This is a genomic window from Saccharicrinis sp. GN24d3, from assembly GCF_052400645.1.
In the GTDB taxonomy this organism is placed as follows: domain Bacteria; phylum Bacteroidota; class Bacteroidia; order Bacteroidales; family Marinilabiliaceae; genus Saccharicrinis.
The window spans coordinates 1-16,866 of the sequence record NZ_JBQTGI010000022.1 but is presented as its reverse complement, the minus strand read 5'-3'; the positions used below and the strand labels follow the sequence as shown (position 1 = coordinate 16,866).

Annotated in this window: 11 protein-coding genes; 8 read left to right on the top strand and 3 right to left on the bottom strand. The window is 39.4% G+C overall.

The features are described 5' to 3' along the window. Position 1: 1 nt before the first annotated feature. Both ACT29I_RS20905 and ACT29I_RS20900 read right to left on the bottom strand, forming a co-directional pair. Positions 2-874, bottom strand: a complete 873-nt coding sequence (locus ACT29I_RS20905) for a helix-turn-helix transcriptional regulator (RefSeq protein ID WP_444794325.1) — start codon at positions 872-874, stop codon at positions 2-4. After that, entirely contained in the window at positions 871-1,578 is a 708-nt protein-coding gene (locus ACT29I_RS20900) for a hypothetical protein (protein WP_444794324.1), read from the bottom strand. Before ACT29I_RS20900 ends, ACT29I_RS20905 begins: the two co-directional genes overlap by 4 nt. A 263-nt stretch (positions 1,579-1,841) precedes the next feature. Here ACT29I_RS20900 and ACT29I_RS20895 point away from each other — a divergent pair, with 263 nt between their 5' ends. The 7 genes from ACT29I_RS20895 to ACT29I_RS20865 all read left to right on the top strand — a co-directional run bounded on the left by ACT29I_RS20895 (position 1,842) and on the right by ACT29I_RS20865 (position 14,139). Further along, positions 1,842-3,617: an arylsulfatase gene (locus tag ACT29I_RS20895; protein WP_430933691.1), complete on the top strand. Its 1,776-nt coding sequence runs from the start codon at positions 1,842-1,844 to the stop codon at positions 3,615-3,617. Positions 3,618-3,633: 16 nt separating this feature from the next. Then, complete coding sequence (locus ACT29I_RS20890; RefSeq protein WP_430933690.1) at positions 3,634-5,895, top strand: family 43 glycosylhydrolase; 2,262 nt, start codon at positions 3,634-3,636, stop codon at positions 5,893-5,895. A 48-nt stretch (positions 5,896-5,943) separates the two neighbouring features. Beyond that, positions 5,944-7,581, top strand: a complete 1,638-nt coding sequence (locus ACT29I_RS20885) for a sulfatase family protein (RefSeq protein WP_430933689.1) — start codon at positions 5,944-5,946, stop codon at positions 7,579-7,581. 19 nt (positions 7,582-7,600) lie between these two features. Next, positions 7,601-8,854 carry a glycoside hydrolase family 117 protein gene (locus ACT29I_RS20880; RefSeq protein ID WP_430933688.1) on the top strand — a complete coding sequence of 418 codons (1,254 nt, stop codon included), beginning with the start codon at positions 7,601-7,603 and terminating at the stop codon, positions 8,852-8,854. Positions 8,855-9,127: 273 nt separating this feature from the next. Continuing rightward, positions 9,128-10,591 carry a sulfatase-like hydrolase/transferase gene (locus ACT29I_RS20875; protein WP_444794323.1) on the top strand — a complete coding sequence of 488 codons (1,464 nt, stop codon included), beginning with the start codon at positions 9,128-9,130 and terminating at the stop codon, positions 10,589-10,591. Positions 10,592-10,598: 7 nt separating this feature from the next. Continuing rightward, positions 10,599-12,473: a sulfatase-like hydrolase/transferase gene (locus ACT29I_RS20870; RefSeq protein ID WP_444794322.1), complete on the top strand. Its 1,875-nt coding sequence runs from the start codon at positions 10,599-10,601 to the stop codon at positions 12,471-12,473. Positions 12,474-12,936: 463 nt separating this feature from the next. Beyond that, positions 12,937-14,139, top strand: coding sequence for a right-handed parallel beta-helix repeat-containing protein (locus ACT29I_RS20865; protein ID WP_430933685.1), 1,203 nt, complete (start codon positions 12,937-12,939; stop codon positions 14,137-14,139). Positions 14,140-14,323: 184 nt separating this feature from the next. On the opposite strand, the gene ACT29I_RS20860 is transcribed toward ACT29I_RS20865, so the two are convergent. After that, a complete protein-coding gene (locus ACT29I_RS20860) occupies positions 14,324-16,192 on the bottom strand; it encodes a carbohydrate binding domain-containing protein (protein ID WP_444794321.1) in 1,869 nt (622 codons plus the stop codon). Between the two features lie 326 nt (positions 16,193-16,518). On the opposite strand from ACT29I_RS20860, the gene ACT29I_RS20855 reads away from it, so the two are divergent. Continuing rightward, positions 16,519-16,767 (top strand): hypothetical protein, encoded by a 249-nt coding sequence (locus ACT29I_RS20855; protein WP_444794320.1) that lies wholly within the window; start codon positions 16,519-16,521, stop codon positions 16,765-16,767. Positions 16,768-16,866: the final 99 nt, after the last annotated feature.

The following is a 16,866-nucleotide window of genomic DNA, read 5'->3' as shown; positions in this document are numbered from 1 at the left end:
GTTATAAATTAGCAATATGTTTTTCCAGGTTTTCAGAACGCTCGAGGCTCATTTTTTTACGAATACGGGAACGGGAAATATGAACACTATGTGGCGCGATATTTAATATTCGCGCCATTTCTTTTGTGCCGAAATTGAGTTTAATAAGGGCACAGTGTTTCTGTTCTGTAGAACTAAGGTTGGGGAATTTTGCATTCAGTCGGCTGTAAAAGGCTGTGTTCACCTCAGTAAAGCGCAGATTAAATTCATCCCACAGGTCTTTGGATCCTTTCTGATATTTGGCTTGCAAGGGTTTGTAACTTCCGGGCGCATCATTTTTTATGGCCTCTAATAATTCATCAATGGCAGTGTCTTTGTCTATCATCTGTAGCGCATAGGAGGTAAGTTCCTTGCTTTTTACCTCCATCTCTCCCTTTATCTTTTCTTCCGTAAGTTTTGATTCTAGTTCATTGTTTTTCTTTTCAAGAAGTGTTCTGTTAAGTTTTAGTCGCATACGGATCACTAACACGGCAGTACCTCCAAGTAATAAAGCCAAGGCCAAAATGATGATAAGCCTGTTTTTAACCTGTTCCTGATATTTTATTTCCTTTTCCTGCAAAGAGATGTAAATATCTTTTTCTTTTAAAGAATTAAGGTAAGAATCCTTAATTTCAAAAAGCTCACTGTTGGCGCTAAGCTGAAGTTGAATCAAGCTGTCTCTGGTTGCTTGAGACTGGTGCAGGAATTTATAAGCGATAGTTTGCCGGTTTTGCTTTTTATAGATTTCAGAAAGCTTTAATAACGCATCTGGTAACAAGTAATAATTAGAGTTGTTTTTATGAATATATTTATGGCATTGTCGGTAGTAATATATGGCACTGTCAATATGATTCATGCTGTGATGAATATCCCCCAGATAAGAGTATATATTTGCTCTGTAAGATATTTTTTTCCTTCGGTTTCTTTTTGGGCCTTATATAGGTGCTGCTTGGCTTCTTCAAATTGTCCCAGCTGGGAGAGAACTTTTCCTCGTTCAGCATCTAAAAATGGAAAGGATATATCCTGGTTTTTATACTGATTTTCGATGATAAAACAGGAATCAATGTAGTGTAATGCTCTGGTGTAATTGCCCAAATTTCGTTGACGTATAGCCATATTCATGTAGCTGGCTATTAAATTAGATGCATACTCAGGATTATGCTTGGGTGTTTTTTGAGCTATTAGTAAAGACTGCTCCAGATGCTGCAATGCCGCATCATCCAAATTGTAAAACTCATATAGTTTACCCAGTCGTCTGTGTATTTTTGTTTCCTCGGTCAGATAGCTTCCTTCCTTTGAAAGATATAATGCTTCCCATAAAAAATCAAAGGAAAGACTATATTTTCCAATGTTTTTGTTTTTGTCGGATTGGGAAATGAGCGTATTAATGATCTTGATCGTATCTCCATTATTTCTTAATAGTCTTTTTTGAGTCTTTAATAAGAGTTTTGTTTCGCTCGTATCTTCCAGGTTATTATGTGTCTCCGTTTTTTTGCCTTGTGTATATACGTCAGGTTTGTCTTGTATAGTTTTAAAACCTGATATAGGGGCTAATATCAAAATAATTAGGGGGTAAAATAATTTTATTTTAAAGTTTAAGTGATTGAAATATAGCATTGTATTGAGTTGTTCTGTTCAGTTTATAAAGATATTTAAAATTACGCATGTTCATTTAAATAGTATAATAAAAAATAGTACTGTATAGAATTTGTATATTGATTTAGATCGTTCTTGTCATCCTATTGAAGTATTTTTGAATAGTTAATTAGAGATTGATCTACAGCGTGTTTAATGCTGTTGGGAAATCATAAAAACGTTAGTTTATGCGATTTAAATTATCCATACTTTTAGTTTTAATATGTTCTGCTCTAAGTGCTCAGAAAACAATCAACAAGCCGAATGTTATTTTAATACTTACCGATGATCAGGGAATAGGAGATTTGGGTTGTCATGGAAACCCCTGGCTTAAAACACCCAATCTTGATTCATTTTACAATAACGCAGTTCGTATGACCGACTTTCATGTAAGCTCGGTTTGTACTCCTTCACGCGGTGCTATCATGACCGGGCTTTATCCTATTAATAATGGTGCATGGGCCACTTATAAAGGACGCGATGCCTTATCCGGAAATGCCATGACCATGGCTGATATATTTAAAGCCAATAACTACACCACAGCCATGTTTGGGAAATGGCATCTTGGAGATAATTATCCGGTGCGACCCACCGATTGTGGTTTTGATGTCGCTATTCAGCATAAAGCGGGTGGTGTAGGTGAGCTTTCTGACTATTGGGGAAATACCTATTTTGATGATGTGTATTTTGTGAACAATACACCAAAACAGTTTGAAGGTTACTGCACGGATGTATGGTTCAACGAAGCCATAAAATTCATGGATAACCATCATGATAAACCGTTCTTTATTTATTTACCAACCAATGCCCCTCATGGTCCGCATTATGTGGCTGAGAAATATGCAGAACCTTATAAGTCCTTGGTAGGTGAAAAAATAATGAGTGCCGAGTTTTATGGTATGATTTCTAATATCGATGAGAATTTTGGGAAGTTGGAGAAATATCTAAAAAAGAAAAAAATAGCGGATAATACCATTCTGATATTTATGACCGACAATGGTACTCATTATGGGGTAAGTGCGGATGGAAAACTTGGATGGAATCATGGTTTTAGAGGTCGGAAAGGTGGAAAACAGGAAGGCAGCCACAGGGTTCCGTTTTTTATTAGATGGAAGGATGGAAAGATCAAGGGAGGTAAGGATATTGATGAAGAAACGGCTCATGTCGATTTAATTCCAACACTGGCAGCCCTGTGTAAACTGGAAATTCCTCAAGCTAAGAAACTTGATGGTATTGATTTTTCTCCTTTACTGACGGATAAAAAGGCGAAGTTAAAAGATAGGACCATTTTTGTGCATAATCGTCAGGATTGGCGGCCACCTACTGATGTGGATAAAACGTGTATCATTAAGGATGAATGGCGTTTGGTGGATGGAAAAGGATTGTACAATATCGAACAAGACAGGGAACAGCGCCTTGATCTATCTGCACAGCATCCGGATATTAAAGAAGAAATGCTTAAAAATAATGCTGCTTTCTTGAGATTGGTAAAAACGAATCCTGTCTATCATGAGCTTCCGGTTAGTATTGTGGGTAATGATATTCAAAAGGAGATTACCTTAACCATACAACATGCCATTGGCGAAGGGCGCGGAATATGGAAGGCAGAACAGGTGGCAGCCGGTATGAAGAATAGTAATAACAAACATTCTATTGAAGTTGAAAAAGCCGGTTTGTATATCATTGAATGCAGACGCTGGCCTAAAGAATGTCCGGGACCGATTTGGGGTATTCCTTCAAAAAATCCCAAGGATTTTTACACTTACAAAACCATTAAACCGCAAAAAGTACGAATTCAGCTGGCGAATCAAATTCATGAAAAAGAAATAGTTGGCGATGAAGAGGCGGTTGTTTTTAAATTATACCTGCCCAAAGGCAAAACTTTGTTGGTGAACGATTTTATTGAAGGCCGGGAAAAATACGGTGTTTATTATACCTACATAAAACCAGTAGGAAAAGAATAAAGATTTAATATCTACTATGAAAAATTTACTATTTATATTGTTGTTGAGTGTCTCGTTTTCGGTTACGGCCCAGAAACCGGCTGTATGGTTAATCAGCGACGGAGGAGATAAAATCAATGATCCCGATGATATATCGGCAGTAGCCAGTTATCTGTTGATGTCGAATATGTTCGATACCAAAGCCATTGTGATGGGCAGTACAGTTCATCCCTGGAATAAAAACACAGCCGATCAGGGCCAATGGGCTATGGATACCTATGGCAAAGCTTATGCAGCTGATCTTATTAACCTAAATAAATACATTGGTGGATTTCAAAAACAATTGCGTTTTATGGAATCCTCAGTGAAAGGACAGGGCGTAAATTTTAAGTGGGACAAATCATATGATTTAAAAAAGTACCCAAGTATTCTGGCACTTTATAAGGAGTTGGAAAAAACAAAAGGAATCTTAAATATTCTATGTTATGGGCCGTTAACGGAGCAAGCTATTTTAGTTAGTTACTGTTTAAAACAACAGCGAACCGATTTACTGAGTAGAGCACGGTTTATCAGTCACTGGACAAGTTCGAATTTTCATGTAGGAACAGAAAAAAATCCTGAACATACCCACAATTGTTTTGGGGATCCAATGGCGTGTGATTATATGAAAAAGATGGCTTTGAATGGACTGTTTAAATTTTACGAATGTGGCGGAATCGGACAATATGGAATTGTGGAAGGAGGACAAAAGGGAAAAGCTTATTACGATCAGTTTTATGAGAGTAATCTGGGCAAAATATTCAGAGATGGTAAGTTTAACAAAAATAGAGTAGATGATTCAGACTGCGCTACCTATTGGGCTTTGCTGGGTAACTATGGTGTTTCGCTAAACGCTATAGCGGATAATGGTTTAAACTATCCCGAAGTAGAAAAACGTAATGAAGAGGCTTTTGCCCTTCATGCCAGAGATATGAGAGATGAGTTATTACGTCGATCCAATGCCGCCGCAGGATACGATCCCAATGCCATAAAAGTGGATATCATTGTTCCTGAGCATGGTATGGCTGATCCGCATGCCTGGGTAGAGAATGATACATTGTGGTTTATTTGTGGTCATGATCAAAGCTGGGAGCCTAAAGGTTCATTCCCAATGGATAGATGGGAAATATGGTCTTCCACCGATTTACGCACCTATAAATATCACAATAGTATTTTACCTAAAAATACCTACATAGGTGATAAACCCAACTGTTGGGCTGGAGATATAACCAAACGTAATGGTAAATACTATTGGTTTTTCTCCAACAGAAATATAAACACCGGAGTAGTTGTTGCCGATCAAATTAATGGAAATTATAAAGACTTGTTGGGTAAACCTTTACTTCCGAAGGATATTGTTCCGGAACATCCGTACGATCCGGAAATATACGAAGCTGAAGATGGACAATACCATATTATTTTTGGTGTTGGTAAATATTATATATCTACGCTATCGGAGGATATGAAAAGTCTGGAAACGGAACCGCAACAAATTCTTATCAAGGATAAAGAGGGTAAGCCATACAGAACGGAAGACAAACCAACGCTTTTCAAGAGAAATGAAAAGTATTATCTGGTATTTGGTTCTCGTTATGCCATGTCTGATAATTTATATGGACCTTATACTTTTGAAGGTGCTTTCTTAGATGGAGGTCACACCAGCTTTTTTGACTGGCACGGTCAGAAATATGTATTGCAGGAAAATCATGATATATGCGCTTTTTATCGGGGAGCCAGTTTAAAACCCGTATTTTTTAATGAAGACGGAACGGTTCGGATTCCTAAAAGCGACAGTTGGTATCCTGGTCCGGGGCGTCCTTTCCGTTTTGATAACAGTACCATGGGGTGGAAAGCCTTACGCGGTTCAAATATATATATGAATGACGGTGTGTTATCGGGTAAGATCAACGAACCAAAAGCTTTAATTCAAAGTGCACCATGGTTATTTACAGATACCGAAGGTTGTTCTAAAATTAAAATAAAAATAAGAAACGGAAGTCATGCAGGTCTGTTACGGATAGCCATTTTTTCGAGAGATATGGATGGTGATTTTTGGAAGGAATGCACGGAACCTGTGGAGTGGGATAAGCAAGATTGGATCACGTTGCCAATATCTTCAAATGATACTGAGTTTAAAACCTATACCATTCAGCTGTCGAAATTTAAAGAAGTCAACGAAAAGTTGATGCAGATTGCTATTCAACCCGCTGCTAATACCTACAATGGAACCTGGGAAATTGATGAGCTTATCGTTGAATAAGGATTGGTGAAAGTGATTTGTAACATGTAAAGTTAAAACGAAATGAGGATGAAAAATTTGATTCAATATGTATTATGCGCTATAGGTGTAGCGAGTCTGGTATCTTGTTCAGATAAAAAAGGGGAGCCGGATGTACAGAAGCCTAACATACTTTACATCATGTCTGATGACCATTGTGCGCAAGCCATTGGGGCTTACAAAATGCGTTTAGCATCTTTGAATCCAACACCTGCAATTGATCGGATAGCCAAAGAAGGTATGTTATTTGAAAATGCCTTTTGCACCAATTCCATTTGTACCCCGTCGAGAGCCTCAATCATAACCGGGCAATATGGGCAGACCAATGGAGTGCTGGATTTAAGCGGTAGAATTGGCAAAGAAAAACAATATTTACCCAAAGAGATTAAAAAGCTGGGTTATGAAACGGCCATGGTTGGTAAATGGCACTTAAAAGAAGCGCCGGAAGGTTTTGATTATTATAATGTATTGCCGGGACAAGGCGATTATCATAACCCAACCTTATATGCTAAGTCAGGGGATAGTTTAACCTCCATACGTTTTGAAGAGGATTTGGTAAGAGAGGTATATGCCACTCAATACAAGGGCCATTCATCGGATGTGATTACGGATATAACATTAGATTGGTTAAAGAACAAAAGAGATCCATCGAAGCCCTTTTTTGTCATGCATCAATTTAAAGCGCCTCACGATTTTTTTGAATATGCAAAACGTTATGAGTCTTATTTAAGCGATGTGGAGATTCCGGAACCGGCGAGTATGAAGGATAATAAAAACAACGGTTCGGTAGCAACCCGGGGTTTAAACAATCAATGGACAGATACTATTGGTTCTTCAATTGGTCATCGTAATGTCATTCGTAATATGGGTATGCACATGGATATTGATCCAAACATTCCCGATCCCGAATACCAGCACCTGGCCTATCAGGAATACTTAAAGCGCTATCTGCGCTGTGTAAAGGGGGTTGATGATAATGTGAAACGACTGTTTGATTATTTGGAAGCGGAAGACCTGATGGATAATACGATCATTATTTATACAGGCGATCAGGGTTTTATGTTGGGAGAGCATGATTACATTGACAAAAGATGGATGTATGAAGAATCGATGCGTATGCCGTTTTTGGTGAGATACCCAAAATCAATAAAGGCCGGATCAAGCACCGATGCCATTGTTAATAACACCGACTTTGCGCCAACGATGATAGAATTAGCCGGTGGCACTGCACCGGATTATATGCAGGGGAACAGTTTTAAAACGATTTTAGAAACGGGCCGGGAACCTGATGGATGGAAGCAAGCCACCTATTACCGTTACTGGATGCATATGGCACATAAGCATAACAATCCGGCTCATTTTGGCATTCGTACAAAAAAGCACAAGTTGATCTTTTTTTATGGCAAGGATTATATGGATCGGAATACAAAAGCCCAGGAATGGGCCCATAATCCTGAATCGATGTCGGATTTTAAAACTATTCCCGCCTGGGAATTTTACGATTTAACCACTGATCCCAATGAAATGGACAATCGGTATGATGATCCGGCCTATAAGGATGTTATTGCTGATCTGAAAAATGAGTTACAGGATTTGAGAAAATCATTAAATGAAGACGATAAAAACTATCCTGAGATTCAGGAAGTCATTAAGAAACATTGGAATTAATAAATATTACCAATAAGAAATGAAAAATTTAATCATTATTATTTTAGCAGGAGTATTGTTTTCGTGTGCACCGAAACAACAACCAACTAAAGAACAAAGTGGTTTTCCCTTTAAACTTCCGCTGGAAAAACCGGATCGGGAAATGAGTGCAGCTATGGAGCGTATTTATACCGATTATTCTTCGCCGCAACCTCATGAAAACGAGTTGTTTTCTCAGTTTAAATATACGGAGCTGAAAGGCTTTGATTATAACGATCATGATGGAACGATATCACGCAGAGATCCTTCTAAGGTACTCTTGCATAATGGCAAATATTATATTTGGTATACCCACCGTCATACACCAACCCCACCGCAGGGAGCTGCTAAGTGTAACGATACGATTCCGTCAGCAGATTGGGATTTAGCTGAGATTTGGTATGCTACATCTACGGATGGATTTACCTGGGAAGAACAAGGCGTGGCCATTAAACGACCAGAGAAACCATTGGTAGGCTGGCGTGCCGTAACAACTACGGATATCCTGGAATGGAAGGGCAAATATTATTTGTATTATCAAGGATTTATGGAGGCCAGTGGTAAGCGTGGAGATGACTGTCCCGTGGCAGTATCATATGCTGATTCGCCGGATGGACCATGGACGCCATACAATAAAATAGTGATACCGAATGGAGGAGAAGGGGAATGGGATCAATACTCCATCCATGATCCATATCCATTGGTGCACAATGGTAAAATATATATCTATTATAAGTCTGATTTTAACGGTAAGCCACACTTGGTGCGTATGCAAGGATTAGCTACTGCCGACAACCCTTTGGGACCATTTACAAAACATCCTTTAAATCCGCTTATCACATCAGGGCATGAAACCTCGCTTTTCCCGTTTAAAGAAGGGGTGGCGGCCTTGGTTTATAAAGATGGCCCTGAGCACAATACGATTCAGTATGCCAAAGACTGGGTGAACTTTGAAATTGCTTCCATCACAGAGTTAATGCCTTACGCAGCGGCTCCCTATGTGCCAGATGCTTTTACCGATACCAAAGACGGCCGGGGAATTACCTGGGGAACAGCACACTTTATCAATTTAGGAGGTAAAGAAAAGTTTCACTCCATGTTGATCCGATTCGATTGCGATTTAAGCCTGGATGTTCATGACCCGGAGATGAAAGAGCATCGTGTTAAACATACCCCAGAAGAATATTTCCGTCAGGGATTGAGTCATAAACAGAAAAAAAGAATTGAACAGGAAAATAATAAGCTGACAAACTAAGGTTATCATAGTAGCGAATGAGATGTGTTTTTGTAATTAACCAGCGTACGATTTAAATTATCCAGTTCAGATTTGATTGTTGATTGAATGACAAAGCAAATTCTAGAAACATAACCTGCTATACCTGCTCAAATATTCCTTGAGAATTTATTTATAGGAGATATGAGCCTGTAATTTTATGCCGAAATAGGGTTATTACCCTATGATTGGATATATAATACCCCCAATGGATAAGTGGCAAACCATTTACTTAGTGCGTAATTAAAATTTTAAATGATGAACAAAGCAAAAAACATATTTAGGAGCTTATTTATTATTGGAGGTATTCTATTATCATCCTCATTATCTGCTAAAAAGAAAACCGAAGTAGCAAAACGTCCCAATGTAATTATTATCAATGTTGATGATGTGGGATATGGTGATCCTTCCTGTTATGGAGGAACCTTGTTTCAAACACCCAATATCGACAGGCTGGCCCGGGAAGGGGTAAAGTTTACAGATGGTTATGTAAGTGCACCCGTTTGTTCTCCCAGTCGTCATGGTTTGTTAACCGGAACCTATCAGCAGCGTTTTGGCATACAATGGAACCACGATACCTGGAACATGAAACACAGGGAAGGTGAACGTGTAGTGCCTGTGAAACATAAACATATCGATCAGGCTTTTGCGGATGCAGGTTATGTAACTGCCATGGCTGGTAAAATTAATATGGAAGATTTTCCAAAGACAACCTTTAATCAGCAGTTCTCTGTCACTTCCTCCGGCAGTCATTATTTCCCCGATGAAAAGGGTAAATATGCAGGTGTTGACGGAGCCCCAAAACCCAAAGGAGGCTGGACCATGACACAATGGGGGCCGGAAAGAGAAGGAGAAGAATATCTGACGGATAGATGCGGACGCCAGTGCATTGAGTTCATGGATGAACATAAGGAGACCCCGTTTTTCTTTTACCTGGCATTTAATGCTCCGCATACACCGCTGCATGCCAAAAAGGTAGATAAACCCCGCGTGGCACATATCCAATCAGAAGCGGCTAAGTTATATGCAGCCATGGTGTTGGCCATTGATGATAATGTGGGACGAATTCTTGATTATCTGGATAAATCAAAATTAAGAGAAAACACCATCGTGGTATTTTTAAGCGATAATGGTCCTGCTAATCCCGTTCACCTAAGTATTCCTAAATGGTGGCCCAAAGACTCACCATATCATGTGTTGGGACAAAGAGGTCCTTTATCCGGATTTAAAGGAAATTTTTGGGAAGCCGGAATCCGCATACCTTATATCATCAGCTGGCCCAGCCAATTGGAATCGGGGGTGGAATACCAGAAACCTGTGAGTACCCTGGATATTTACCCAACCATGTGTGCTGCAGCTGATGTTAAACTGCCAGAGAATACAACATTGGATGGTGTTAACTTAATGCCATACCTGAAAGGCAATTACACCGAAGATCCTCATAAAGCTTTGTTTTGGTATGCCAACCGCATGGGCGCTGCCCGTATGGGTAAATGGAAGTTTTTAGTGGAGGATGGTGTTCACTATTTGTTTGATTTGGAAAATGATATTGCCGAAAAAAACAATGTCATGAAAGAAAATCCGGAAGTGATGACAGAAATATTTGAGGCCTTTATTGATTTTAGAAATGAAATGCCAGCTTATAGAAATCCATTCAGACGACCTATTGATATTCCGTCGCCTGATGTGCTTAAGTTACCGGTAATAGATCCAAAATAAAATTTACATGAATACATCTGGATACATAAAGTTTATCACCATCCCTAAAATAACATGGCTCTCTGCTGTGCTTTTGCTGACTTGTCTACCCGGTCAGCTCAAAGCGCAAAAGCCCAACATCCTGTGGATTATCACCGATGATCACAGGGCAGACGCACTGGAGTGTTACAACCGGGCAACCACAGGTAAAAGCGAAAGTTATCTGGGGTACGTTTCTTCGCCGCATACAGACCAGCTGGCCAGTGAAGGAACCCTGTTTACAAATGCTTTTTGTAATTCGCCCATGTGCACGCCTTCAAGAGCTTCAATGCAAAGCGGACGATACCCATTTCGAAGCGGACATTATAAATTTAAATCGCATCAAAAGGCAGATCATGTGCGCCCCACAGTTTCTCAAACATTAAGAGAAAATGGATACGGAACTGCGGTGTTTGGTAAAACAGGATGGGGTATAAAAGGCGAAGGTGGCGATAAGGCTTTTTATGACCATACCATACAGTTTGGCCGTGATTTATTACGACAGGGATTTGGAGGTATATATACCAGTGGTGGCAAATATGAATTTCCGGATGGTATTTTTGAGGTGGTTTATTCCGATGAAACCGTTATTTATCCCAATGGGGAATCAGTAAGTTACAGAAAGCAACAGCGGGATGGAGAAATTCCTGAGAAAGACCAATTGCTAAAAGCTAAGGTCGAAAAAGAATTTGATATTTTACGTGCCTATACACGCCCTAATCAAGGATTGATATTAGGCGGAGTGAATCCGCAGACAACAAACAAAACACTGGATGGTAGAGTTGTAGAGGAGTTTAAAAATTATTTGTCCAATCAGGACAGAGGATTTAAAACACTAGCGGGTAAAAAAGCACAGGGAGCCAACTCAAACAAACCATTGATGGTAAATATTGGTTTCACATGGCCACATACACCGGTTCTGCCACCCAAAGAATTTCGTGATAAATTTAAAAAGAAGAAATACCATATTCCTGAGTTCAGTACCAAACAACTATCAAACTTCCCACCACAGCTGGTTACTTTGTATAACGAATGTAAGGCTGATCAACTTACAGATCAGGAAAAATTACAAGCCATCCGCGACTACTATGCATTTTGTGCTTATGGAGACGCTTTAATTGGTCAGTCAGTGGATGCTTTTAAGGACTATTGTAAAAAGAACAAACAAGAGTATTTGATAATTTTCACCGTTGGTGATCATGGCTGGCATTTGGGTGAGCAGGGTATCATGGCCAAGTTTGGTCCCTGGAAACAATCGATACATGATGCTGCCATTGTCGTTTCTTCGGATAAAAAACTTTTTCCGGCTGGCAACGTGAACCACGATATTATTGAATTTGTAGATTTTAGCCCTACCATGCTGGCTGCAGCAGGTATCAATATTAAGCACCAGGAATATAACTACCTGGATGGTTATGATTTGGCTAAAGTGCTTGAAAACCCTGAAAAGAATAAAAGGGAATATGCCATTGGCGAAGTGAATGTGGTATGCGGACACAGAGCATATATGCGAAGCACTGATTTTGCTTTTAGCATGCGAACACGCGACCGTTGGGATTTTGCCAGTGCTGATAATGTGAATAAAGATATTCAGTGGGCTTTAACTTGCGACCGTCCTAAAGCAGATATGGCCCTCTACGATTTACGTGTGGATCCGTTGGAAAAAGTAAACCTGGCTAACCATAAGGATTATATTGTGTTGGCAGATTGGTTCCGTAAAAAACTTGGTAATATTGTATTGGGTGATGGGCGTGTTGAGGTAGATTGGGCCAAGCCTAACAGTTATGCCATCAGTAATTTTGCAGGAGGGGCAGATGACAAAAGGTTAGATATTCCGGAAGAGTTAGTGCCGGTGATTCAGTAAACAGTAATCGGTAATCAGTGTTCATTCGAGACATTAGAAACCAAAGACTATAAAGTTTGCATATGTATTATTCTAATACAATTTATTGTCAAACATTATACCTTATATAGTAGTAAGTAATATTATAGTGTCTGTTTGAGATAGTCTGTAAATACGAGTATATCTAAAGATAGATATAGAGCCTCAAAGGGTAGGTTGTGCAAAATGAATGAAATAATTCATCCAAACGAAGCAATAATCTTAAAGAAAAAGAAAACCTGTCTGGTAAGGCAAAAGAAGGTTCTCAATTGCAAAAGCTTTTTGTTCGTTTTTGCACTGTCTACCCAAAGGGATAAAATGTAGCGCAGCCCTTGGTGTAGTGGCATAAAAAAAACGACGCATTACAAATTGTTGAAATATGCAAGGGAGCTTAGCATCGGAAAAAAGACAAACATCCTACATTCACAATAAATCAATACAAATCATGAAAATTAAAACCACATTTATAGTTGCCGTATTGCTGTGCGGTTTCACAATGCTAACTTATGCCCAACAATCACCCTTCCTCAACATCAAAGATTTTGGTGCCAAAGGAGATGGGAAAACAGATGATACGCCTGCTTTGCTTATGGCTATGGAAGCAGCCACAAAATCGGAAGGAACAGTTTACTTTCCACAGGGTAATTACGGCATACATCCGGTAACGGTTCCTGGTCATATTACCTTGCTTGGGTATTCAGCCTGGAGTTATGCCAATAAGGATAAAAGAGACCCGGATTATATTGGGAAAACCATTTTAACGGCGCTGTCGGGCGATGCCAGGGCTTTGCTTGATTTAGGAAGCAACCGGGGAATCCGAGTTTTTGGACTAACCCTTGATGGGAAAAAACTGGGCGATGGGATGCACGGGGTCTATGCACGTCATTCCGAATGTGAACAAAACAATTGTATCGAAGATTGCCGTATACAACATTTTAGTGGTTCAGGTATTCGGTTAGAGCGTTCATGGGTATTTGGTGTGCGTCGTTGTTTACTGATGTTTAACGGGGAGCATGGCATCGATTTGACAGGAGGTTATGATGGCTGGGTAATCGATAACCAGTTGACAGCTAATAAGGGGTTTGGACTGTTTGCCCGTGGTACTCCTGCCGAAGGAATGACAAAAGAGGAGATTAAAGATTTAAAGTTCTTTGGAACGGCATCGGTAATGGTTACGGCCAACCGTATTGAGTGGAATAAAAGCGGAGGTGTGTATTTAAACGGTTCCAACTCCATGCAAATAACAGGTTGTGCCATAGATCATAATTTTGGACCAGGCATTAAAATAAGTAATGGAACAGCCCATGCTGTAAGTGGTAATCTCCTTCGAAGTAACGGAGTGGATGCCAAAGATGATCATTGTTCCCAAATATGGCTCGAAAACATTAATGGTGCCTCTGTAACCGGAAATACCATATGGGGCTGGTATAACCGTAAAGAATACAAGTTTGAGTACCCTTATCCTTTTTATGGTATCATTGCCAAAAACCTAAATGGTTGTGTGATATCGCAAAATGCCATGTACCATAGTTCCAGCAAAGAAGGTGTAAGCGACCGTGGAGGAAATGAAAACTCAATTATTAAGGACAATGCCTATGTAAAACCAGTAATTGAGGAGGTTGAGGGTAGCTTTAGGATGGTGAAATAATATCATATTTAGGAAACAACATAAGAGGTTAGCCAAATTTGGGTTAACCTCTTATTGTTCGTATTCAAAGGAATGTGAGGTCAGTATTACAATATAACAACTAAAAACCCCCTAGAAGAATTAAACCTCCCAAGGGATTTGTACATTTAAGGATTGTATGTTAGTGCATTATGCTCACTTCTCTTTACCGCTTAACAAACCGCCCTTTTCGCTCATTAATCCCAATAATATACATGCCTGGTTTTAAGTCGCTAATTAGGATTGGCTCACCATTGTATGGTTCTGAGTCTACTAAAATACCTTTCATATCATAAATGTTATATTGAGTGCCAACCTGAATGCCATTGATGTGCAATAAATTAGATGCTGGGGAAGGATATACTTTTAAAGTCTCAGCTTTAGTTGATCTAACAGAAACATCGTTTAAAGAAATGGATTCGGTGTAAATAATATCACTTTCCAAACCATCGATAGGTCTGATATCCGAGTATAAGGAATAAGCACCTTTGGTCAGTACAGAATCCACTTTAATATTGACAACGGCATTAGCATATCCGGCATAAGCAGTCAGCACGGTATCTGACACAACAATGTCATCACTATTTTTAAGTTTTAGATGCATTTCCCTATCTTGGTTGGCCTGAAACACCAATGGTATAGAAACTTCCTGTTTTGTCCAATCCTGGGAAAAATTAGGGTTCAATGTAACGTTTTCGTCGTATAATGCTAATGGTTCTACTTCAACAGGTGGGGCGGGATTATCTTCTTCAACCATAATATCGTCAATATAACCCTCTTCGTTGGCTTGCGCATAATAATATAGCTTTACCGCATAGTTTCCCGAATTAAATTTTAACGTATAAGGCTGGTAATCGGTTCCTGTTACTTCAACACCGTTAATTTTCTCTCCGGAACCATTGTCTTTAACACCCAGGGTTATTGATCCAGTTACAGCTTTTGCATTGCAAGTTATGGTATAATCGGTATTAGGTTTTAGATCAAGTATTTGTTCTGGAGCACCTCCTCCAACTATTCTACATGCATATGTTCCGTTGGCAATATGTACTGTATTGTCCGTTATTGCCGCACCGGGACTACCCCAGCCAATCCATCCGCTTAGGTCTCCCGTTTCGAAATCTCCATTTTTAATAAGAGGCTCTTCTTCTGTAATATATGGCTCAAAAGCATCAACCAGAACATATGCCCTTACCCAATCGTAGAGAGTGCCATTTTTATCAGGATCAGCCAGTTCCTCGTCGTTAGGCAGCTCAATCCAAGGAAAAGGATAGGTCTCTACCACCAAATTCATTCCCATTGGATTTGAAAATGGCTTGTCTAATACCTGATCATAAAATGTTTGGTCTAGTGGTTCGCCATTGTTGTAGTAGTACGTGGCAGAGTTGGCATCTTTCCACCACCCACCATAAATATTAAAGTCTTCGCTGGCTAATTGAGTATCTTCAAACCTGGCCTCGGTAGCTCTGTAGTCGTGTCTTGTTCCTTCACAGTCGGTATACCATAAATGTGCATTGCTGTGCATACCTTTGGCAAACCAGCTACCGTCAAAATCGCCCTCTCGGCCAATACATTCCTGAATGTCCCATTCTTGCGAATATTTGTCGTTACATTCTTCAGGACCATCAAAGTTTTTACGGTTCGAAAACCAGAAGGTAGAGGATAAAGTGGTTTTGTTGGCTTTGAACTTACACTCGTAATATCCATAGTGGGCAGTCTGTTTACGTGAAATAACGGCTCCGCACTTAATGTTGAAGGCGTTGCCATTTACAATCACTTCCTCATCCATTTTTTCGCCCCAAATCTTAAGGTAACCATCTTCAACCTTAATTTGCGATTCCATAAATAAGCCGGGAGGCCTGCCTACCCATGTGGGATGGTAGTTGTACCACTTGTTCAAATCAAGTTCGGTACCGTTAAACTCATCCGAGTACAAGGGATTTATTGCCCACCTTTTACCGATGGGGGGTTTGGGGGGATTGGCAAAACATGATATGGTTAAAAGGAAAAAGCTTAAAAAAAGTAGTGGTGTTCTCATACTATGTAGATTGTTATATTTTATGTGTACAAGTTACATGTTACGTTTATCATTTCTGCGAATAAAATGATCTTATAAAAGGGGGATTTAGCAATTATCAACAAATTGATACCCATTGTCAGGCAAAAATATTCCCCCTTTTATGCTCCCAATAATTTCCTGAATCAGTTTTTATCCGAGTTAATTGTGATGGTTATTTACTTTTAAAACTTTATTGATGATGAAAAACATTTACTTTTTACTGTTAGGATTATTTGCATTCAAGTATCAACTTTAAAAGCAGCCAACGCTACTTGGGGAGAAGATGATACACAAGGTTTTAAATATTGGTAAGACGGGCTTCAATAAGCAATCCCTTAAATACCTGGCGACAGGTCCAGTTTGAATACGCGGCAGATGGAAGTTTAACTGCAGGGGATGCTGCTGGTGTTTCTGTGCAGCCAATTGTTAAACAGACACAAATTGAGGCAGCAGTAGGTTCCTTGGTGATGTACTTGGATGATTTAGAATTAATTGAAAAAACAACTACGGATAGTGATTGGGTAGAGGAGTCAACTAGGTATATAGTATTGTAAATCAATAGTATATTAATGCTTATGGCTGTAGTTTACAATAGCGTTTTATTGTAGTATCTTTATAAGAAAACATCATGGATACAAATAAGATAAAAGAAG